Below are 20808 nucleotides of genomic sequence, written 5' to 3'. Positions count from 1 at the left end.
CGGGACGCCTACGAGACCTCGCCACCGCCGCCACCGGCGCCGGTGCCCCGGCCGCCGCGCGGCCCCCGCGGCCAGCGGCGGTTGACCGCGTACGCCCCGCCCGCGATCACGGCCAGCGCCCCGCCCGCGACCCCGAGCGCGGTGCCGACCCCGCCGCCCGCGCCCTCACCGGCCGCCGACGGGTGGTGCTCGTGCGACTGGGCGGGGGAGCCGACGGAGGAGGTGTCCGCGCTCTTCGGCGGGACCAGCTCGCCCACCGGCTTGACCTTGCCGATCGCCGCGAACCCCCAGTCGAACAGGCGGGCCGTCTCCTCGTAGACCGAGTTCAGCCCGCCCGAGGCCGGGTTCATCACCGTGACCAGCAGCTTCTTGTCTCCCTGCTGCGCCGCGCCGGTGAAGGTCGACCCGGCCATCGTCGTGTTGCCGTTCTTCACCCCCGCGATGCCCTTGTACGGGGAGAGCCCGCCGGACCCGGTCATCAGCCGGTTGGTGTTCTGGATCTCGAAGTACTCCCGCGGCTTCCCGGGCTCCTGCCGCCCGGGGAACTTCGCCTGCGCCGTCCCGCAGTACTCCCGGAAGTCCTGCTTCTGCAGCCCGGAGCGGGCGATGAGGGTGAGGTCGTACGCGCTCGACACCTGCTCCGGGGCGTCGTACCCGTCCGGCGACACCACGTGCGTGTCGAGTGCCTGGAGCTCCTCGGCGTGCGCCTGCATGTCCTTGACGGTCTTGTCGATGCCGCCGTTCATGGCGGCCAGTACGTGCACGGCGTCGTTCCCGGACCGCAGGAACACCCCCAGCCACAGGTCGTGCACCGAGTACTCGTGGTCCTCCTTGACCCCGACCAGGCTGGAGCCCGCGCCGATGCCCTCCATCTCCTGCTGGGTGACCTTGTGGACCTGGTCCTTCGGGAGGCTCGGCAGCACCGTGTCCGCGAAGAGCATCTTCAGGGTGGAGGCCGGCGGCAGCCGCCAGTGCGCGTTGTTGGCCGCCAGCACCTCGCCGGTCTCGGCGTCGGCCACGATCCACGACCGCCCCGTCAGGTTCGTCGGCAGCGCGGGAGCCCCCGCCAGCGGGTTCACCTGCACCCCCGGCTTGCCGAGCAGTGCCCCGCCGACGGTGGACATCGAAGCCGGCGGTGCGGCTGCGGCCGGGGCCGTGGCCGGCCGGCTCTTCCCGTCCGGTGGCGGCGCGGGCGCGGCGTGCGCGGGCACCACGAGCATCGCGGGGACCAGCAGCCCGGCGGAAAGGACCGTCAGCGCGGTCTTCTTGGCAGACACGCAGGTGAAAGTACATCCCGATCGGCTGTCTGCCGTCAGGGACCGGCCAACATGGCCGGACCACCGCCGGTACAGCCCACCCCGACGCGTCCGTCCCGGGGACCAAACCGATACTGGGGACATGAAACTCAGCCGCGCCGTGTCCTGGTTCCTGCTCGCCTTCGGAGTGTGGAGCTGGTTCATCTGGGCAACTTTCGTCCGGAACCTGTGGAAGGACGCCAGTGGTCTGGCATTCGACGCGGCGGGCGAGCCGACGGCCTACTTCTGGGTACACCTTCTCCTGGCCATCGCCTCCTTTCTCCTGGGGACGGCCGTTGGTGTGATCGGGTTGCGCGGAGTCCTCGCGCTGCGGCGTGAATCACGCCGGGGTCCGGACGCGTGAAGGTCCTGCTCTTCGCGGTGATCGCGCTGCTGGTCCTGGCCCTGCTGGCGCTGGTCCACCGCTGGCTGTGGGTCCGGCTGGTCCGCGATACGACGCGCCCGCGCGGCACGGCTCGCCGCACTGGTACCGCCCTCGCCTTCACGCTGCCGCTCCTCTCGCTGGCCGCCCTCACCGCGGGCCGCGCCGGCGCCCCCTTCCCGCTGCAACAGGCCGTGGCCTGGCCGGGGTACATGTGGCTCGCGGTCCTCCTGTACCTGAGCCTGGCGATGCTGGTGGCGGAGCCCGTCCGCGCCGTCCTGCTCCGCCGGACGCCCGCCGGCCGAACCCGGCCCGCCCCCGAGCCGGCCACCGCGGCCCCGGCGGCGCAGGCGTCCGCCGGGGCGTCCCCGGCGACGACGCACGCCCCGGCCGCAGCGGCCGGGCCGGCCGAGGGGCCCGGCGGAGCCACCCGGCGCCAGTTCGTCGCGCGAGCGGTCGGCGGCGCCGCCGCCCTCGCCGCGACCGGAACCGTCGCCGGCGGCACGTACGGAGTCCTCCGCGGTCCCCGCGTCAAGCGCGTCCAGGTCCCCCTCGCCAAGCTGCCCCGCGCAGCGCACGGCTTCCGCATCGCCGTGGTCAGCGACATCCACCTGGGCCCCGTCCTCGGCCGCGCCCACACCACCCGCATCGTCGAGACGATCAACCGCACCCAGCCCGACCTCATCGCCGTCGTCGGCGACCTCGTGGACGGCAGCGTCCACGACCTCGGCAGCGCCGCCGAGCCCCTCCGCCGGCTCACCGCCCGCCACGGCGCGTACTTCGTCACCGGCAACCACGAGTACTTCTCCGGCGCCCAGCAGTGGATCGACCACGTCCGCGAGCTCGGCCTCACCCCCCTGGAGAACGCCCGCCGCCCCCTCCCGTACTTCGACCTCGCCGGCGTCAACGACGTCCAGGGCGCGACGGAGGGCCACGGTCCGGACTTCACGGCCGCGCTCGGCGACCGCGACCCGGCCCGCACCGCCGTCCTCATGGCCCACCAGCCGGTCGTCATCCACGACGCCGTCCGCCACGGCGTCGACCTCCAGCTCTCCGGCCACACCCACGGCGGCCAGCTCTGGCCGGGCAACTACCTCGCCGAAATGGCCAACCCCACCGTCGCCGGGCTGGAGCGCTACGGCGACACCCAGCTCTACGTCTCGCGCGGCGCCGGCGCCTGGGGTCCCCCGGTCCGGGTCGGGGCCCCGTCCGACATCACTGTCGTGGAACTCGCCTCATACCAGGCCTGACCGGGCGCAACCGGCAACGACCCGCCGTGAATCGGCCTTCCCGAGGCTGAAATTCCGTGATGGGATGACCGTTAATCGGACATGGGGATCCGGTGAGCGAGTCAAACCATGGCATTTCATGGGTGGGGTGGGGTCAAGGGTGAAGTCTGTCCGCTCTAAGGTCATCGCGGCCGGGCTGGTGATCGGCGTGGCCGGCGTTGGCGCCTGGCAGCTGCTCCCGGAGGAGGGCCGCGGCAGCGGGACCGCCCTGCGGGTCGGGACGAGCGACGTGGTCTCGTCCCTCGACCCCGCCGGTGCGTACGACGCGGGCTCCTGGGCCCTCTTCAGCAACGTCTACCAGTCGCTGCTGTCCATCAAGTCCGGCTCCGACACGCCCGTCCCGGACGCGGCCTCCGCCTGCAAGTTCACCGGCGCGCAGCTCACCACGTACCAGTGCGAGCTCCGCCCCGACCTGAAGTTCTCGAACGGGCGCGCCATCACCGCCGAGGACGTCAAGCACTCCTTCGACCGGATCAAGGCGATCAACTCCGACCAGGGTCCGGCGCCCCTCTTCAACACCCTGCAGTCGGTCAAGGCCGAGGGCCGCACCGTGACGTTCACGCTCTCCGCGCCGGACGCCACCTTCCCCTTCAAGATCGCGACGGGCGCCGCCTCGATCGTCGACAAGGAGAAGTACCCGGCGAAGGGCCTCCGCCAGGACGGCAAGGTCGACGGCTCCGGCCCCTTCACCCTCGGCGCGTACCGGGCCGGCAGCAGTGCCGAACTCAAGCCGAACCCGGCCTACCGCGGACAGTCCAAGCAGCCCGCCAAGACGGCCGTCACCGTCCGCTACTACAAGGACTCCGCCCAGCTCAACCAGGCCTGGACCGACCGCCAGGTCGAGGTCGCCCACCGCGACATGCCGCCGGAGGTGCTCGCCGGGCTCAATCCGGGCCTGAAGGACACCAAGTACCAGGCCTCCGGCGGCACCGAGACCCGCAGCATGGTCTTCAACGTCCGGCCGGGTTCCACGACCGCCCCGCCCGCCGTGCGCCAGGCGATCGCGGCCGTCATCGACCGCTCCAGGGTGGCCGGCGAGATCCACCGCGGCACGGTGACGCCGCTCTACTCCCTCGTCCCGGCCGGCATCTCCTCGCACAGCACCCCGTTCTTCGACACGTACCCGGCGCCCAACGGCGCCACCGCGAAGAAGCTGCTCAAGGACGCCGGGATCACCGCCCCGGTCTCCCTCACCCTCGGTGTGAACACGCGCGGTCCGAACGTCGCGGAGGCCGACGAGATCGCGAAGCAGCTCACGGCCACGGGGCTCTTCCAGGTCAAGATCAAGGCGGTCGAGCAGTGGGCCGACTTCCAGAAGGCCTACGCGGCCGGTGAGTTCGACGCCTACACCATCGGCTGGATCGCCGACTTCCCGGACGCGGACAACTTCCTCGCCCCGCTCGTCGGCGCCGACTCCAGCATGAACAACGGCTTCTCCGACAAGGCCGTCGACGCGCTCATCGCCCGGACCCAGTCGTTCTCGGACCGCGGCCAGGCCGCAGCCGACTTCCGCGAGCTCCAGAAGCTGGTCTCCCAGCACGTCCCGATGCTGCCCATCTGGCAGAAGAAGGACTACGTGATGTCGCGCGAGTCCGTCTCCGGCGCCCAGTACCTCTCCGACGGCACCGGGGTCTGGCGCCTGTGGGAGCTCAACTGGCTGTAGCCGCCCCGGCCTCCGGCCGCTACGCGCGGCCGGAGGCGGTGTCGGTGTCGGTGTCGGAGTCGGCCTCGGGGTCGAAGTCGGCATCCGGGTCGGAGGCCCGCTTCTTCTTCGACACCACCGTCTGCGCCATCCCCGGCAGGAAGTCCGCGAACAGCTCGTGGACCTCGCGCACCAGCGGCCGCAGCACCCGGAACCGGGCCAGGACGATGCCCCGCGTCGTCAGCTGCGCGCCGCGCTCCGCGAGCCGCCGCGTCTTCTCGCTGTTCGGGGACCGGTCGAAGACCCAGTACAGGACCAGCCCCATCTGCGAGAGCCACATCAGCTCCGGCAGTACGTCGGCCAGTTCGGCCGGGACCTTGGTCTTCGCGCCGCCCAGCACCTCGCGGTGCATGTCGATCGCCGCCTTGCGGGCGGGTTCCGATTCGGGGGAGAAGGGGCTGAGCGGGCTCTCCGGGTCCGCCGCGTTCTTGAAGAACTGCGAGGCGAACTCGTGGTACGGCGCCGCGATGTCGAGCCAGCTCGTCAGCACGCCCGCGAGCCGCTTCTGCAGATCGGTCTCACTGTCCAGGATGGGCCGGACCGCCGCCTGGTGCGCGGCGCCGATCCGGTCGTAGAACCCCTGGACCAGGTGTTCCTTCGACTCGAAGTAGTAGTAGGCGTTACCGACCGAGACCCCTGCCTCCTTGGCGATGGCCCGCATGGTCGTCTTGTCGAAGCCGCGCTCCTGGAAGAGACGGAGCGCGGTTTCGAGGATGAGCGTGCGGGTCTGCTCGCTCTTGGGAGCCTTCTGATCAGTCACGGTGTACGAGCCTAGCCGGGTACGGAGCAGTGGTCGCCACAGGCCGGGGTCTCCGGCTCCGCTTCGCCCTCTGCCCCGGGCTCGGTCCGTACGGCTTGGCGCCATGCGGAGGCCGTGTACATGGCGGCCCGGGCGAAGGGCCGGCCCGCCGGGGTGGCGAGCCAGTTCGCCTTCGGCCGGTGCTCCGCCAGCGCCCACAGGCACACGATGAAGGCATCGGTCCCGGTCCAGACCTGCCCCGCGTCCCCGATGACGGTGATCTCGCGGAGCGTCGAGGCGTGGTCGAGCTGCGGGAACTTCCCCCGCGCGGCGAGGGAGCCGGCCGGGATCAGCCGGAGCGGCACCAGCCAGCGCTGCCCGAGCAGCCAGTGCCGGATGTGCACGCAGAGGGGACAGTCGGCGTCGTACAGCACGGTCAGGTGCCGGGTCGCCTGCGCTGCCGTCGCCGTTGCCGTGGCCATCGCTCAGGCCCCGGCCGGAGCGGTCCACCCCTGCGGGGCGACCGGCGGGGTCTGCTGGTGCTCCATGATCCCGCGGCGGCGCATCTTGTTCAGCACCCACACGTTGCCGAGGTGCATGACGCCGAGGACCAGCAGGACGACACCGATCTTGACCGACAGGGCCTCGAAGAGCTCCCGGGCCGATTCGATGCCGACGTCCGAGCGCAGGTAGAGCGTCACGAAGCCGATGTTGACGAGGTAGAACCCCACCACCAGGAGGTGGTTCACGGCGTCCGCGAGCTTCTCGTTCCCGTGCAGGACGTCGGCGATGAAGATGCGGCCGTTGCGGCTGAGCGTACGGGCGACCCAGACGGTCAGCCCGATGCTGATGAGCAGGTAGATGACGTATGCGACGACGGTGAGGTCCATGCCTCAGCCCCCCTTGAACGTGTTCAACTCGTTGGCAGGACTGACTGTAGACCTCTTTTTGAACAGGTTCAAGCTTCTCGTCCGGGCCTGCCTTCACCGTCTCGCCGTAGCCGTTCAGCAGGGCGGGACGGGCTCCTCCCCGCCCGCCGCGTGGAGGCGGTCGGCCGAGAGGATCGCGGCCTCGGGGCGGGGCAGCGGGGTGCCGTCGGGGTACAGGAGGGGGCCCCGGTCCAGGACGAGGCCCGTGTCGGCCCCGCGGCGGGTGGTGTTGGCGGCGGTGACGCGGTTCAGCGGGGCCGGGGTGAGGGTCTGGGTCTCGCGGATGTACGCGACGAAGCTCTCGAAGTCCCGCTGGTGGCGGTACGGGGACTGGAAACCGCTCAGCGCGCCGTAGCCGTCGTTCGCGAGGAAGGTGTACGAGGGGGCTGCGAGGCGGTAGGTGCCGGCGAGGTCGAGCGCGGCGCCGTCGATGAACACGTCGGCCGGGTCCACGCGGTCGCCGGCCCTCCCCAGTGCGTCGAAGGTGTAGCGGATGTTCTTGGAGACGGCCAGCGGCGCGAAGAGGAGCTCACCGCCGGCCGCCGTCGTCCACTGCTGCTCCAGCGCGTCGTGGATCTGCTGCCCGGTCACCGTCGCGCTGACGATCGGGTCGCCGAAGCCCACCGCCCTCCATGCGCGGCCGAAGGTGACGGCGCCGCCCGAGGCGGCGTCCCGTACGAGATCGCCCGCGATGACCGCCTGGCCGACCCGCGGGGCGGTCGCGACCAGGGCGAGCTGGGCCGGGACGTTGGGGTGGACGTTGGCGTCGTTCTCGGGGTCGGTCGGGCGGCGGCCCGCCCACAGGGCCCAGTCGGCGACGAGGTCGCCCATCGTGCTCTCGCCGGCGGTGTTGCGCGTACGGACGAACGATCCGGTCTGCTGTCCGATCCGGGAGGCGTCGCGGGCGGCCGCTTGGCCGGCCCAGTGGTCGACGACCTCCTTCAGGGCGGGGTCGGGGGTGACGTCGCGGGTGTTGGGGTGGTTCGTCGACACGGTCAGCTCGCGGACCACCCTGCCGGTGGCGGGGTCGAGGCGGAGGTTGATCTCGTTGATGAGCTGGCCGTAGCAGCCGGCTTCGACGAACGGTCGGGGGACGCCGTTCGGGTCCGGGACCATCATGTTGAACCGGGTGTGCCAGTGGCCGGTGACGATGGCGTCGATGTCGGGGGACACGCGCAGGGCCAGGTCGAGGGCGGGGCCGGAGGGGTCGGTCCCGCTGTTGAAGTCGGCGCCGGCGACGGCTCCGTCGTGCATGCTCAGGACGATCGCGTTGACCCCCTGGGCCTTGAGCTCCGCCGCGCACCGGTCGGCGGTGGCGACCTCGTCGAGGGTGGCCAGGCCGGGCTGGTAGGAGCCGGGGAAGAGCTCGCTGCCGACGGCGGTGAGGTGGATGAACCCGATCCGCAGCTCCTGCCCCGCGGCCGTCCGTACCGTCTCGATGTTGTACGGCGGCAGGACGGTGCCGTCCCGGTCGGCGGTGCGGACGACGTTGGCGCTGTGGAAGCGGAAGTCGGCGCCGTGGAAGCGGGCGCCCGAGGAGTCGGTGAAGGTGGCGTCGCGGCCTTCCACGGGCAAGGGGACGCCCTGCTCCATGTGCCGTTGGAGGAAGGCCGGAGACTTGTCGAACTCGTGGTTCCCGGCGGTCGCGAAGTCGAGGCCCATGCGGTTCAGGGCCTCGATGGTGGGCTCGTCGGCGAAGGCGGCGGCGTCGAACTCCCAGCCGGAGAAGGCGTCTCCGGGTGTGAAGAAGAACGAGTTGGCGCGGTCGGCGCGCAGCCGGGCGAGGTGGGCGCCCATGGAGGCGACGCCGCCGACGGTGTACGTGCGTCCCCCGTTCCCGGCGATGGTGGCGTTGGTGCCGGGGGCGGCCTGGAGGTAGCCGTGCAGGTCGGTGATGTTGAGGAGCTGGACGTCGACGTATTCGACGGCGGAGGCGGCGTCGCGCGCGTGCTCGGTGGCGTGGGCGGGGACCCCGGTGGCGAAGGTGGCTGCGGCGGTCCCCAAGGCGGTGAGGAAACCCCGCCGCCCGAGGTGGTGTGAACTCAGGTCCGGATACGTGCTCTTGGAGTGCGAGTGCCTCGTCACGGGGGAATGGTCCCGCCGGGCGGAGCCGGTGTCGACGCGCCGGGCCGTACGCCTGCGGCGGGCCCGGATGGCGGGGCGGCGGGGCCGGTGGCAGCCTGGAGGAGCGGGGGCGTGAAAGGGGAGGTGGATCTCCTTGAGCAGGCACGTTTCACTCATCCGAACCGCACGGACCCTGGCCGTGGCCGGAATCCTGTCGGCGGCACTCGTACCGGTCTCGGCGGCGCCGGCGACGGCCGCCACATGCGATGCTGCGGCCGCTGCCCGGGCGCCGACCAGCAGCAACGACAGCGCCGCACGGAACGCGGTGATCTGCCTCATCAACGCCCAGCGCACGCAGCGGGGGCTGCCGGCCCTCACCGTGAACCAGGCCCTGACGAATGCGGCGCAGCAGCACTCGGCGGCGGCCGTGCAGCTGAAGTGGTGGGGCCCGGGCAAGGATTCGCACACCAACCCGCAGACCGGTTCGACACCGGGGACCCGGATCAAGGCCGCGGGCTACTGCCCGAACCCCAGGTCGTGGGGCTACGCCGAGATCACGTACACGGGCTGGGGCGGCTCGGCGGGCACTCCGAACGCCGCGGTCAACTGGTGGGTGAACGTGAGCACGTACGGCCACCGTGAGCGCGTCCTCGACCCGTCGATGCGGGAGATCGGCGCCTGGGCCCAGCCGGGCGCGGCGGACCGCGCCGGAGCCGGCGCGAGCCAGGCCGGCACCTACGTCGTGACGTTCGGCCGCTGCCAGCAGTGACCGGCTCGCCGGGCGCGAACACCCGGTGGCTTCCGTACTCGCCTCCGGCGGGCCCGGTGAGGACGTGCACCCGCTGGGGATTCCGGTTCACGGCCCGGGCTGGCTCGCACGGCATCCGCACGGTTCACCGGATCGGGTGCCGCAGGAAGTCCAGCAGCAGGGCCGTCGTGTCCCGCGGGCGTTCCAGGGACGGGAGGTGGCCCGCCCAGGGGAGTTCCAGGTGGCGGGCGCCGGGGATGCGGTGCGCGAGGTCGGCGGCGATGTCGCGGAAGTCCTCGACGTCGTGGGCGCCGCCGATCGCCAGGGTCGGGGCGGCGACGGCCCCGAGGTCGATCTCGTGCTCCGGGAGCTCGTGGCGCCCCTCCGCGGTAAGTGCCACGTCGAAGGTGCGGCGCTGCATGGTCCGTACGAGCGCGCGCGCCTCCTCGTCCGCCGACGGGCCGAGCCAGGTGTCCACCATCAGCTCCACCGCCCCCGCGACGTCCCCGGCCTCCAGCAGCGCGTCCTCCGCGTCGGCGACCTTCTGGAGGGCTGGGCCGCGCTGCTGGGCGGGGACGGCGGAGCAGAGCAGGGCCAGTGCGGACACCCGCTCCGGGTGCAGGGACGCGATCCCCAGGGCGACGCGGCCGCCGTACGAGGACCCGGCGAAGGCGGCCCGTTCGATGCCGAGGGCGTCCAGCAGGTCGAGTACGTCGTCCGCATCGCGGTAGGGGGCGACGGCCGGCGGCGAGTCCCCACAGGTACGGAAGTCGGCCCGGACGACCCGGAATCCGGCCTGTGCGAGCGGGCCCCACTGCGGCTCCCACATCCGGCGGTCGCAGACGGAGGAGTGGAGCAGGACCAGCGCCGGGCCGTCCGCCGGGCCGGCGACGTCATGCGCAAGGAGGGGGTTCACGGGGTTCTCGGGAGTCATGGGGGTCACGGGGTTCATGGGGGCATCCTGTCCGACATGCGGGCCAACCGCCCCTGGATATGCGGCAGCCGATCCGCTGTCAGAGGGCCCCCTTACGCTCCTGGTCATGGGAATGGTGACCTTCGTCGACGAGACGACAGCGGGCGGCCGGGGCGACGGCTGGGAGTTCGAGGTGGCCGAGGAGCGGCTCGCGCTGCGCGAGCTGATCCGGCGGCGGGTGTTCCAGGAGGTCGCCGAGCGGCGCGCCGCCGCCCTCGTGCCGCTGAGGGACCGGCCCGATGCCCGCGAACAGGCCGAACTCGCGCTCACCGCCTTCGGGCGCAACGGGTTCCTCGTGCTCGTCGGGGACCGCCAGGTCACCGATCTCGACGAGGTCGTCGACCTGCCGCTCGGCACGGAGGTCACGTTCCTGAAGCTCGTCGCCCTGGTGGGTGGCTGACATGGCCGGGAGCAGGAAGACCGACAACGGCTACGCGGACGCCGTCCACCGCGCCCTGGATGAGGAGGACGCCGCCGAGCTCGCCACCACGCTGCTGAAGGCCGCCGTTCACTACAGCGGCCACTGGGGCCACGGGGAGGCGGCCGAGGTGATCGGCGCCGTCCGCGCCCGGCCGGTGGAGTTCCGGCAGCGGCTCGTGGACCGGCTGGCCGACACCTTCCGCTCCCTCGCGGAGGACTCCCGGGCCCGGGTGAACGCGCTGGCCCTCATCGCCGCCGCCGGACGGGACCTGCCCGGGGGCGACCCGCTCCCCGCCGAACGGCTGGGCAAATTCGCGGAGCTCGGCCGGATGGGGCAGGTCAACTACTGCGGATGGGCGCCGGAGCTGGTGCTCGCCGAGCTGGACGCGGGCCGCACGGTACCGCCGGCCGCTGTCGCCACCCTGCGCCGAAGCGCCCTGGTCGCGTACGGCTACAAGCCGGTCATCGCGCTCGCCGCGCGGCTGACGGAGCCCGTGCTCAACGTCGGGGAAGCCTGGTCGGACCGGGCGATGGCGGACGGGGAGCGCTGGCACGCCCTCCTCGCGCACGCGGCGACCGCGAAGGCCACCAAGCCCAGCGGCACATGGGAGAAGACCGGCCGGGCGCTGATCGGGGAAGCCGGGGAGGACGCCGTACGCGAGCAGCTGCTCGGCTGGCTCCGGCTCGTCGGCGCGCCCCGCACCCTCGCCCTCGACGAGGAGCGGTACGGGCCGAACCCGAACGAGATGTGGGACGCGTACAACGCCAACGCGCTGCGCGGACTGGCCTGGCTGCTGTCCTTCCTGCCCCCGCACCCGGACATCGCGCGGGCGCTCGGCGCGCTCGTCGAGAGCTCGCTGCGCAAGGTCGCGGGACTGGGCCCGCGGGGCCCCAAGGTCGCCAACGCGGGAGTCACCGCCCTGTCCCGCATCGACAGCGAGGCCGCCCTCGCCGAACTGGCCCGGCTCGCCACCCGCGTGACGTTCAAGGGAACCCTCAAGATGCTGGACTCCGCCCTTGAGGCGCGGGCCAGCGCGCTCGGACTGGGCCGGGAGGAGATCGAGGAGCTCGCCGTGCCCGCGTACGGGCTGACGTCCGTCGGGCAGGCCGAGTACGCCCTGGGCGCCACCACCGCCCTCGTGGAAGTCCGCGGCCCCAAGGCGGTGCTCTCCTGGCGCGGCGCCACGGGCAGGGCGGTCAAGAGCGTGCCGGCGGCCGTGCGCCGCGACCACGCCGAGGAGCTCAAGGAGCTCAAGGCAGCCGTCAAGGACATCGACAAGATGCTCGGCGCGCAGGCCGAGCGGCTGGACCGGCAGTTCCTCGCCCGGCGCAGCTGGACGTACGCGCAGTGGCGCGAGCGGTACGTCGACCACCCCCTGGTCGGCACCCTCGCCCGCCGCCTGCTGTGGGTGGTGGACGGCATCCCGGTCGGCTTCGCCGACGGCGAGCTGCGCACCCTCGCCGACACCCCGGTCACGGCGGGCGCCGAAGTGACGCTCTGGCACCCCGTCGACCGGGAGCCGGCCGAGGTCGCGGCCTGGCAGGACTGGCTCGAACGGTACGGCATCACCCAGCCGTTCAAGCAGGCCCACCGCGAGGTGTACCCGCTCACCGACGCCGAGCTCCGCACCGGCACGTACTCCAACCGGTTCGCCGCGCACTACCTGCGCCAGCACCAGTTCCACTCGCTGGCCGCCGTCCGGGGCTGGCGCAACACGCTGCGCCTGGCCGTCGACGACAGCGCGCCGCCCGCCGTGCGCGAGCTGCCCCAGTGGGGGCTGCGGGCCGAGTACTGGATCGAGGGCGACAGCGGGGACGGCAGCTACGAGGACATCACCGACTCGGGCAGCTTCCTGCGGCTGTGCACCGACCAGGTGCGCTTCTACCCGATCGGCGCCCCGCCGAACATGGCCCACGCCTGCGGCGGCGAGTACACGATGTGGCTCCGCGGCGGCGAGGACCCGGTCGACCCGCTGCCGCTGGCCGAGGTACCCGCGCTCGTGCTCAGCGAAGTCCTGCGCGACGTCGACCTGTTCGTCGGGGTGGCCAGCGTCGGCAATGACCCGGCCTGGCAGGACGGCGGCCCCGCGGGCCGCTTCCGCGACTACTGGACCTCGTACGGATTCGGCGAGCTGAACCAGAGCGCCGAGACCCGCAGGCTCCTGCTGGAGCGGCTGGTCCCGAGGCTGGCCATCGCCGACCGGTGCCGGATCGAGGGGCGGTTCCTGCACGTGCGGGGCGAGCTGCGCACGTACCGGATCCACCTCGGGTCGGGGAACATCCTCATGGACCCGGGCGACCAGTACCTGTGCATCGTCCCGGCGGGGCGCACGGCCTCCGGGACGGAGACCGGCTACCTGCCCTTCGAGGGGGACCGGACGCTCGCCCTGATCCTCAGCAAGGCGATGATGCTGGCGGACGACACCGGCATCACCGACCAGACGATCACCCGTCAGATACTGAGGGAACGGGCGTAGTTGATCTGCTGCATCACCCACGGGTAGGTGCTCGCGTCGACCGCCGGGATCATCGTGGAGTGGTGGCGGCCGCCGCTGGTGACCGTGACCTGGATGTAGCCGGTGGTGGTCTTCTCCTTCATGAGGAGGAAGAGCAGGCCGAGCAGGCAGAACAGGAAGAAGATGACCGCGAGCACGATGGCGTGCGCCGGGATCTTCGTCTCGGTGCGGGAGAGGTCCGAGGCGTTCCACATCGCGCCCTTGAGCGGCATCGGGCCCGAGGGGGTCATGATCTGGTCCCCGGCGATGGTGATGTCGCCGAGGGCGAGGCCGGAGCCGCCGTAGCCCGCGGGCTGCCCGGGCGGCATCATCGGGGGCTGCCCGGGGGCGGGGATGCCGGCGCCGCCCATGGTCGGCTGGTATCCGGGCGCGGGCGGGGTGTCCTGGGGGTATCCGTATCCCGGCGCGGGCGGCTGGGCCGGGTACCCGTACCCGGGGGTCCCGGGCGTCGCCGGATACCCCTGGGGATAGCCATAACCGGGGCCGCCCGGGGCCCCGTTGTCACCTGAGTACGGATTCGGCTGCTGCTCGCTCATGCGCTCGATCTTTCCACAGCCACGCCCCGACTCGTACCCGGATCAGGCGAGGTCGTTCTCTTCGCTCCCGGGCGTGCGCCGCGCCGCCGCGAGCACGGCCTCGACGTCCAGGGTCACCTTGGCGCCGATGGACTCGGGGAGGGTGACGAGCTCGCCCGGAGCGTGGATGCGGTGGGAGCCGTACCCGTCGGCGACCGGGTCGGTGAGTACGTGCAGACGGTAGTGCTTGCGGTCGACGACCACGTAGACAGGGACCTTGGCGTCGGCGTACGCGGCGACCTTGTCGCGCAGGTCGGTCCGGTAGTTGCTGGACGTGACCTCCAGGACCAGCCGGAAGGCGACCGGGTCGTAGCTGTTGTTCTCGACGAGGTGGTCCTCGTAGTCGGCGTCGACCACGGAGAGATCGGGGATGGCGTAGTCCTCACGCCCACTGGGGAGCCAGATGCCGATGGCCTGGAGCACCCGCGACTCCTGGCCGTGCAATCCCACCGCGAGGAAGGGAATCATGAGGTCGGTCAGGGCCTCGGCGTGGGCGCCGTCGGCTGGTGGTGACACGAGGATCTGGCTTCCGATGATCTCGACACGGGCGCCCGGGTTCTGCTCCATGAGCCGGTTGGCCATGTCGATGAGCGGCCGTTCGCCCTGGGGCCGCTCAGCGGGTGCTGCGGACATTGCGTGCCTCCCGTGGGCTGCTGTCGAGAGCATCATCGTAGGACCGAGCGGGCTCCCGGCGCCGGGTACGGCCCGCTCACCCGAACGGGCGAGGGCCCCGACCCCCGGTGGAAACCGGGGAGCGGGGCCCTCGTACGAGCGCGGACGCGCCGGGAATCAGAAGCGGCGCGTGATCAGCGCGCGCTTGACTTCCTGGATCGCCTTCGTGACCTCGATGCCGCGGGGGCACGCGTCGGTGCAGTTGAAGGTCGTGCGGCAGCGCCACACGCCGTCCTTGTCGTTCAGGATCTCCAGCCGCTGCTCGCCGGCCTCGTCACGCGAGTCGAAGATGAAGCGGTGGGCGTTGACGATCGCCGCCGGGCCGAAGTACTGCCCGTCGTTCCAGAACACCGGGCACGACGAGGTGCACGCCGCGCACAGGATGCACTTCGTGGTGTCGTCGAACCGCTCGCGGTCCTCCGCCGACTGCAGGCGCTCGCGCGTCGGCTCGTTCCCGTTGGTGACGAGGAACGGCATGACGTCGCGGTACGCCTGGAAGAAGGGCTCCATGTCGACGACAAGGTCCTTCATCACGGTGAGGCCCTTGATGGCCTCGACCGTGATCGGCTTCTCCGGGTTGATGTCCTTGATCAGCGTCTTGCAGGCGAGCCTGTTCTTGCCGTTGATCCGCATCGCGTCGGAACCGCAGATGCCGTGCGCGCACGACCGGCGGAACGTCAGCGTGCCGTCGAGGTCCCACTTGATCTTGTGGAGACCGTCGAGCACGCGCTCCTTCGGGTCGATCTCGATCTGGAAGTCCTGCCACTGCGCCTCGTCCGAGATCTCGGGGTTGAAGCGGCGGATCCGGAAGGTGACCGTGATGTACGGGGAGGCCGCTGCCGCCTCTTCCATCTTGTCCGTCTTGGACAGGGTCGGGGTAGCCATCAGTACTTACGCTCCATCGGCTGGTAGCGGGTCGTCACGACCGGCTTGTAGTCGAGCCGGACCGAGTCCGAGCCATCGGCTCCGACCTCGCGGTACGCCATGGTGTGGCGCATGAAGTTGACGTCGTCGCGGTTCGGGTAGTCCTCGCGGTAGTGACCGCCGCGGGACTCCTTGCGCGCCAGCGCGGACACGGCCATGACCTCGGCCAGGTCGAGCAGGTTGCCCAGCTCGATGGCCTCCAGCAGGTCCGTGTTGAAGCGCTTGCCCTTGTCCTGGACGGACACGTTCTTGTAGCGCTCGCGCAGCTCCGCGATCTTCTCGACCGCGGTCTTGATGGTCTGCTCCGTACGGAAGACCATCACGCAGGCGTCCATCGTCTCCTGGAGCTCCAGGCGCAGGTCGGCGACCCGCTCCTTGCCCGTGGAGTTGCGCAGGTGCTCGACGAGGTCGATGACCTGCTGCGCCGGGTTCTCGGGGAGCTCGACGTAGTCGTTCTCCTGCGAGTACTTGGCCGCGGCGATGCCCGAGCGCTTGCCGAACACGTTGATGTCCAGCAGCGAGTTGGTGCCGAGGCGGTTGGCGCCGTGCACGGAGACGCAGGCGACCTCGCCGGCCGCGTACAGGCCCGGGACGACGGTGGTGTTGTCCGCCAGGACCTCACCCTCGACGTTCGTCGGGATGCCGCCCATGGCGTAGTGCGCGGTGGGCTGGATCGGGATCGGGTCCGTGTACGGCTCGATGCCCAGGTAGGTGCGCGCGAACTCGGTGATGTCCGGGAGCTTCGCGTCGAGCTGCTCCGGCGGCAGGTGCGTCAGGTCCAGGTACACGTGGTCACCGGCCGGACCGCAGCCGCGGCCCTCGCGGATCTCGGTGTAGATGGAGCGCGAGACGACGTCACGGGACGCGAGGTCCTTCATGACCGGCGCGTACTTCTCCATGAAGCGCTCGCCGTCCTTGTTGCGGAGGATGCCGCCCTCACCGCGGGCGCCCTCCGTCAGCAGGATGCCCATGCGCCAGATGCCCGTCGGGTGGAACTGGAAGAACTCCATGTCCTCCAGCGGCAGGCCGCGGCGGTAGCAGGCCGCCTGGCCGTCACCCGTGAGGGTGTGCGCGTTCGAGGTCACCTTGAAGAACTTGCCGGTGCCGCCGGAGGCGTAGATGACGGCCTTGGCCTGGAACACGTGGATCTCGCCGGTGGCGAGCTCGTACGCGACCACACCGGCCGACTTCTTGACGCCGTCCTCCTCGACGAGGAGCTGGTCCAGGACGTAGAACTCGTTGAAGAACTCCACGCCCTCCTTGACGCAGTTCTGGTACAGCGTCTGGAGGATCATGTGGCCGGTGCGGTCCGCGGCGTAGCAGGACCGGCGGACCGGGGCCTCGCCGTGGTTGCGCGAGTGGCCGCCGAAGCGGCGCTGGTCGATGGTGCCGTCCGGCGTGCGGTTGAACGGCAGGCCCATCTTCTCCAGGTCGAGGACGGCGTCGATGGCCTCCTTCGCCAGGATCTCGGCGGCGTCCTGGTCGACCAGGTAGTCACCGCCCTTGACCGTGTCGAAGGTGTGCCACTCCCAGTTGTCCTCCTCCACGTTCGCCAGCGCGGCGGCCATGCCGCCCTGCGCGGCGCCCGTGTGGGAGCGGGTGGGGTAGAGCTTCGTCAGCACGGCGGTGCGGCTGCGCTTCGTCGACTCGATGGCGGCACGCATGCCCGCGCCACCTGCGCCGACGATGACGGTGTCGTACTTGTGGATCTTCATCTTGTTTCGCCTCAGCCCCGTTGCCTAGCGGATGTTCGGGTCGAAGGTGAAGATCACCAGCGTGCCCAGAAGGATGGTGAACACCGTGGCGGTGTAGAGCAGGCCCTTCAGCCACAGCCGCGTGTTGGCGCGCTCCGCGTAGTCGTTGATGACGGTACGCAGACCGTTGGCGCCGTGCAGCATGGCGAGCCACAGCATCAGCAGGTCCCAGACCTGCCAGAACGGGGACGCCCAGCGGCCGGCCACGAAGGCGAAGCCGATCTTGGAGACGCCGCCGTCCAGCACGAGCTGGATCAGCAGGTGGCCGAGCACGAGCACGACGAGGACGATGCCCGAGAGGCGCATGAACAGCCAGGCGGCCATCTCGAAGTTGCCGCGGGTCGAGCGGGGCGTCTTGCCCGTGCGCTTGCGCGGGGCCTCGATGTACGGCGCCGGGTTGTCGACGTCGTAGAGGCTCACGCCCTCCACGTCGCCGATGGCCTGGGCGGAAGAAGTGTCAGAAGACATGGGTGTCACTTCCCGAACAGTTCGGCAGCTGCGTGGCCCAGGACGGGGTACAGGGCCCCGATCATCAGGATGATCCAGACGATCATGACGCCCCAGAGCATCTGCTTCTGGAGACGGGGGCCCTTGGACCAGAAGTCCACGGCGATCACACGGAGACCGTTGAGCGCGTGGAAGAGGATGGCGGCCACGAGGCCGTACTCCAGCAGCGCGACGATCGGAGTCTTGTAGGTAGCCACGACATCGTCGTACGCCTCGGGGGAGACGCGGACGAGAGCGGTGTCGAGGACGTGTACGAACAGGAAGAAGAAGATGAGGACGCCGGTGACTCGATGAGCCACCCAGGACCACATTCCTTCCCGGCCGCGGTACAACGTTCCAGCCGGCACGGAAAACCCTCCGGAAGCGGGGCGGGGGCCAGCCGGCTTCTTTGTCGGTCGGGCCCGGCCGGGTACGGTCCTCCGGCCCCGGACATCGTAGCGACGCTTTGTCGGTTCCCTCGCGCCGGGTCCATCGGTGTGATCAAACAGGCACGGACGGACTATCCCACAGGGGCGAATAGCCCGGAATTCGCAGCGGATACCCCGTCTGGGGAGGTCAGCCAATGTGTCAGGTCGGCGAGCCGCGCCTGGGCGAGGCGGCGCAGCTCGTCCGCGGAGATCGACCGCTCCTCGTCCGCCTCCAGCTCCATGCGGCGCCGGATCGCGGCCAGCAGCTGGTCCGCCTGCTCCTCCGGCGGGTGCCCGGCCAGGCAGATCACGAACGCGTGGCCGAACTTGCGCTCGTACTCCGCGTGCGCGGCGTCGAGCGCCAGCAGGGCCGCGTACGAGGCCCCGTGGTCCAGCTCCACCGGGAACTCCGAGGCCAGCGCCTCGCTCAGGTCCGCCTGGGAGAGGTCGTACGAGGCCTCGTCGGCGGCGGCGAGTAGCGCGCCCGGATCCGGGTACGGGCGGTGCACGGCCACCCGCTGCGCCCAGCGCCGGCTCCCGCAGCAGTGCAGCAGCACGGCCTCGGCGGCTTCGGGGGAGAGGGCGTTGAACCGCGCCAGTCCGGAGCCGGAGGAGGGATCGGAGCTGCCGCGGGCCTGTGCCGGAAGGTGGCTGGACAGCGGGGGGCTCCTCGGGGCGTGGCGCGGGTGTACCGCCACGCTAGCGACGCGGGGCCGGGTGTGTCGTACCGATCCGAGGTTTTCACCCGGAAGTGAGCCGAAAGGATGACGTGTGCGGCGGGGAAACAGCCTGGTGGGGAAGAGAGGAAGACGACCGAGGCCGCCACCCCCCACAGGAGAGGCCCCGGTCGCCGTCCGTACGGGCTCGTGCGACAAGCCCGTACCCCTGTCAGCGCCGCGAGTGCGTTTTGTGTCACACCCCGCTTCGCGCACGAGTGGTTGCTCCCCGTACAACTCGTGGACGAAGGTACTTGAAAGCCGTAACGTGCTGATTTGCGCCACAGGTACAGGACAGTGAAACGGTTGGGGACTTTGCTGGGGGACGACGCGGAGCTGACCACCGCGGTGCTCGCGGCACAGGGCGGCGACGAAAGCGCTTTCCGTACTGTGTACCGCGCCGTGCACCCGCGCCTGCTCGGATACGTACGCACGCTCGTCGGGGACGGCGACGCGGAGGACGTGACCTCGGAGGCGTGGCTGCAGATAGCCCGCGACCTCGACTCCTTCACAGGTGACGCCGACCGCTTCCGCGGCTGGGCCGCACGCATCGGCCGCAATCGGGCCCTCGACCACATCCGCATGCGCGGACGCCGCCCCGCCATCGGCGGCGACGAGACCGAGCTGACGGGCCGCGCCGCGGACAGCGACACCGCCGGCGAGGCGATGGAGGCCCTGTCGACCGGCCTGACCATGGCGCTGATCGCCCAGCTTCCGCAGGACCAGGCCGAGGCCGTGGTGCTCCGGGTCGTCGTCGGCCTCGACGCGAAGAGCGCGGCCGAGACCCTGGGCAAGCGGCCCGGGGCCGTCCGCACCGCGGCCCATCGCGGCCTGAAGAAACTGGCCGAGCTGCTCGGCCCGGACGGCGGCTTCGCGCCGGAACCGGATCCGGGCTCGGATCCCACGGGCGCGGTCGGCCATAATGCCGGTGGCCAGGCGCGGGACGACGGGGGCGGGAGGGATCTCGACGCCGTACCCGCTCAGCGCGGCCGGGGCGGTGGTCTCGTACAGCAAACCGGTGTGACGCATTCACGTTGGCGGACGCAGAAGGACATGTGATGGCCGACGAGCGCAACAGGTGGCTGGACCAGGCCGCGGCGGAACGAGTGCTGCGCGGCCGCCCGGCCGTACCTGGCGGCGACCGGAGCGCCCGCGAAGCGGAGGCCCGGCTCAGAGCCGCCCTCGACATGCTGGCCGGGCCGCAGCCCTGCGCCGGGGTGGAACTGCCCGGCGAGGCCGCCGCGGTGGCCGCCTTCCGCGCGGCGCGCGCCGGGGCCGGGGCTTCGACGCTCTCCGGGGCGCCGGCGGCGTCCGGGGTGTCCGCTCCGGCCGGCGGCGACACCTCACCCCTCGTGGAACTCGGCAGGATCCTCCCCCTCGCAGCCCCCGTGGCCGCGGCCCGGCGCAGCCGCCCGGTGCGGTTCGGGCTCGTCGCCGCGCTGGCCGGCGTCGCCGTCGGAGGCTTGGCGGTCGCCGCGGGGGCCGGTCTGCTGGACCGGAGCACGCACGACTCGGCGGGTCCCGTACCGGCGGTGTCCCTCAGTGCCGACGAGAACCCGACACCGCCCGGCGACACCGGCGGGCGGAGCCCGGGGCCGCAGCTGCGGCCCACCCCCTTCCGGGGCGCCGACGGAGTGCAGGCCACCCCGGGCGGCGGGGCGACCCCCGGCGGCACGGACTCGGGCGGACAGCAGGGGTTCGGAACCGGAACGGGAACAGGCCCCGACGCGGCCTCCGGCGGCGACGCCGACAAGGGTGGCAGCGACGGCGGAGCCGCGAAGGACGGCAAGGACGCGCTGGAGGGCGGGACCACCCTGCTGAAGGACGCCGACAAGCAGACCCGCCTCAGGGCGGTGGACCTGTGCGAGGCCTACCGGTCGGGGGAGATGAACGCGGACCGCCGCGACAAGCTCTCGAAGCTGGCCAAGGGCCTCGCCCGCATCCCGCGCTTCTGCGAGGAACTGCTCGACGGGCCGGCCAGGAGCACCACTCCGACCATTCCGCGCGGTTCGGAGACCGGGGGCGACGTACTCAAGGCGCCGACGCTCGCTCCGGCCAGTCCGGGCATGTCCGCGCCCGTGCGCCTGCCGTCGCGCTGAAAGTCCGAAAGTCCGAAGGTCCGACGACTGTTTCCGGCCATCCTTCGGGTGGTCTTGGGGCGGTCCGTACGGGCTCACCGTGCAGGTTCCGGCCGTC

Annotated in this window: 21 protein-coding genes; 8 read left to right on the top strand and 13 right to left on the bottom strand. The window is 71.4% G+C overall.

Annotated features, from left to right (window positions below):
• Positions 1-8: 8 nt before the first annotated feature.
• On the bottom strand, positions 9-1277 hold the full coding sequence (locus ACIBAD_RS07530) for a D-alanyl-D-alanine carboxypeptidase family protein (protein WP_398905173.1): 1269 nt from the start codon (positions 1275-1277) through the stop codon (positions 9-11).
• Positions 1278-1398: 121 nt separating this feature from the next.
• Between ACIBAD_RS07530 and ACIBAD_RS07525 the strand changes: the two genes are divergently transcribed.
• The 3 genes from ACIBAD_RS07525 (at position 1399) to ACIBAD_RS07515 (ending at position 4629) form a co-directional block, all read left to right on the top strand.
• On the top strand, positions 1399-1659 hold the full coding sequence (locus ACIBAD_RS07525; RefSeq protein ID WP_030154873.1) for an SCO4848 family membrane protein: 261 nt from the start codon (positions 1399-1401) through the stop codon (positions 1657-1659).
• Positions 1656-2927: a metallophosphoesterase gene (locus ACIBAD_RS07520; RefSeq protein WP_134071864.1), complete on the top strand. Its 1272-nt coding sequence runs from the start codon at positions 1656-1658 to the stop codon at positions 2925-2927. The genes ACIBAD_RS07525 and ACIBAD_RS07520 overlap by 4 nt, the downstream gene beginning before the upstream one ends.
• A gap of 139 nt (positions 2928-3066) precedes the next feature.
• Positions 3067-4629: an ABC transporter substrate-binding protein gene (locus tag ACIBAD_RS07515; protein ID WP_134071862.1), complete on the top strand. Its 1563-nt coding sequence runs from the start codon at positions 3067-3069 to the stop codon at positions 4627-4629.
• 19 nt (positions 4630-4648) lie between these two features.
• On the opposite strand, the gene ACIBAD_RS07510 is transcribed toward ACIBAD_RS07515, so the two are convergent.
• From ACIBAD_RS07510 to ACIBAD_RS07495, 4 genes are all read right to left on the bottom strand, one after another.
• Positions 4649-5428 carry a TetR/AcrR family transcriptional regulator gene (locus ACIBAD_RS07510; protein ID WP_398905170.1) on the bottom strand — a complete coding sequence of 260 codons (780 nt, stop codon included), beginning with the start codon at positions 5426-5428 and terminating at the stop codon, positions 4649-4651.
• An 11-nt stretch (positions 5429-5439) separates the two neighbouring features.
• Positions 5440-5889: a thiol-disulfide oxidoreductase DCC family protein gene (locus tag ACIBAD_RS07505; RefSeq protein WP_398905168.1), complete on the bottom strand. Its 450-nt coding sequence runs from the start codon at positions 5887-5889 to the stop codon at positions 5440-5442.
• A gap of 3 nt (positions 5890-5892) precedes the next feature.
• Positions 5893-6297, bottom strand: coding sequence for a hypothetical protein (locus ACIBAD_RS07500; RefSeq protein ID WP_134071858.1), 405 nt, complete (start codon positions 6295-6297; stop codon positions 5893-5895).
• 114 nt (positions 6298-6411) lie between these two features.
• Positions 6412-8340 carry a bifunctional metallophosphatase/5'-nucleotidase gene (locus ACIBAD_RS07495; RefSeq protein WP_398905166.1) on the bottom strand — a complete coding sequence of 643 codons (1929 nt, stop codon included), beginning with the start codon at positions 8338-8340 and terminating at the stop codon, positions 6412-6414.
• 214 nt (positions 8341-8554) lie between these two features.
• Between ACIBAD_RS07495 and ACIBAD_RS07490 the strand changes: the two genes are divergently transcribed.
• A complete protein-coding gene (locus tag ACIBAD_RS07490) occupies positions 8555-9169 on the top strand; it encodes a CAP domain-containing protein (protein ID WP_134071856.1) in 615 nt (204 codons plus the stop codon).
• Between the two features lie 124 nt (positions 9170-9293).
• Here the strand turns inward: ACIBAD_RS07490 and ACIBAD_RS07485 are convergent, their stop codons facing one another.
• Positions 9294-10100, bottom strand: a complete 807-nt coding sequence (locus tag ACIBAD_RS07485; RefSeq protein WP_398905163.1) for an alpha/beta fold hydrolase — start codon at positions 10098-10100, stop codon at positions 9294-9296.
• Positions 10101-10188: 88 nt separating this feature from the next.
• Here ACIBAD_RS07485 and ACIBAD_RS07480 point away from each other — a divergent pair, with 88 nt between their 5' ends.
• Positions 10189-10521: a hypothetical protein gene (locus ACIBAD_RS07480; protein ID WP_134071854.1), complete on the top strand. Its 333-nt coding sequence runs from the start codon at positions 10189-10191 to the stop codon at positions 10519-10521.
• 1 nt (position 10522) lies between these two features.
• Positions 10523-13018, top strand: a complete 2496-nt coding sequence (locus ACIBAD_RS07475) for a DUF4132 domain-containing protein (protein WP_398905161.1) — start codon at positions 10523-10525, stop codon at positions 13016-13018.
• On the opposite strand, the gene ACIBAD_RS07470 is transcribed toward ACIBAD_RS07475, so the two are convergent.
• The 7 genes from ACIBAD_RS07470 to ACIBAD_RS07440 all read right to left on the bottom strand — a co-directional run bounded on the left by ACIBAD_RS07470 (position 12994) and on the right by ACIBAD_RS07440 (position 18594).
• Positions 12994-13593 carry a hypothetical protein gene (locus tag ACIBAD_RS07470; protein ID WP_398905159.1) on the bottom strand — a complete coding sequence of 200 codons (600 nt, stop codon included), beginning with the start codon at positions 13591-13593 and terminating at the stop codon, positions 12994-12996. The two genes, ACIBAD_RS07475 and ACIBAD_RS07470, sit on opposite strands and share 25 nt — an antisense overlap.
• Positions 13594-13635: 42 nt before the next feature.
• The gene (locus tag ACIBAD_RS07465) at positions 13636-14265 is read right to left on the bottom strand and encodes a Uma2 family endonuclease (protein WP_398905157.1); all 630 of its coding nucleotides are present in this window, start codon (positions 14263-14265) and stop codon (positions 13636-13638) included.
• 156 nt (positions 14266-14421) lie between these two features.
• Positions 14422-15189, bottom strand: coding sequence for a succinate dehydrogenase iron-sulfur subunit (locus tag ACIBAD_RS07460; protein WP_134071848.1), 768 nt, complete (start codon positions 15187-15189; stop codon positions 14422-14424).
• The gene (gene sdhA / locus ACIBAD_RS07455) at positions 15189-16943 is read right to left on the bottom strand and encodes a succinate dehydrogenase flavoprotein subunit (RefSeq protein WP_134071845.1); all 1755 of its coding nucleotides are present in this window, start codon (positions 16941-16943) and stop codon (positions 15189-15191) included. The genes ACIBAD_RS07460 and sdhA overlap by 1 nt, the downstream gene beginning before the upstream one ends.
• A gap of 24 nt (positions 16944-16967) precedes the next feature.
• Positions 16968-17450 (bottom strand): succinate dehydrogenase hydrophobic membrane anchor subunit, encoded by a 483-nt coding sequence (locus ACIBAD_RS07450; protein WP_030154905.1) that lies wholly within the window; start codon positions 17448-17450, stop codon positions 16968-16970.
• 5 nt (positions 17451-17455) lie between these two features.
• Positions 17456-17836: a succinate dehydrogenase, cytochrome b556 subunit gene (sdhC, locus tag ACIBAD_RS07445; RefSeq protein WP_078988574.1), complete on the bottom strand. Its 381-nt coding sequence runs from the start codon at positions 17834-17836 to the stop codon at positions 17456-17458.
• A 152-nt stretch (positions 17837-17988) separates the two neighbouring features.
• Positions 17989-18594: a 2-oxo-4-hydroxy-4-carboxy-5-ureidoimidazoline decarboxylase gene (locus ACIBAD_RS07440; protein WP_134071843.1), complete on the bottom strand. Its 606-nt coding sequence runs from the start codon at positions 18592-18594 to the stop codon at positions 17989-17991.
• 333 nt (positions 18595-18927) lie between these two features.
• Here ACIBAD_RS07440 and ACIBAD_RS07435 point away from each other — a divergent pair, with 333 nt between their 5' ends.
• Together ACIBAD_RS07435 and ACIBAD_RS07430 are read left to right on the top strand one after the other, a co-directional pair.
• A complete protein-coding gene (locus tag ACIBAD_RS07435; RefSeq protein WP_134074428.1) occupies positions 18928-19671 on the top strand; it encodes an RNA polymerase sigma factor in 744 nt (247 codons plus the stop codon).
• The gene (locus ACIBAD_RS07430) at positions 19671-20711 is read left to right on the top strand and encodes a hypothetical protein (RefSeq protein WP_398905153.1); all 1041 of its coding nucleotides are present in this window, start codon (positions 19671-19673) and stop codon (positions 20709-20711) included. Before ACIBAD_RS07435 ends, ACIBAD_RS07430 begins: the two co-directional genes overlap by 1 nt.
• Positions 20712-20808: the final 97 nt, after the last annotated feature.

It is taken from the genome of Streptomyces sp. NPDC051109, assembly GCF_044455885.1.
GTDB lineage: Bacteria > Actinomycetota > Actinomycetes > Streptomycetales > Streptomycetaceae > Streptomyces.
This window is presented reverse-complemented; position numbering and strand designations above follow the sequence as displayed.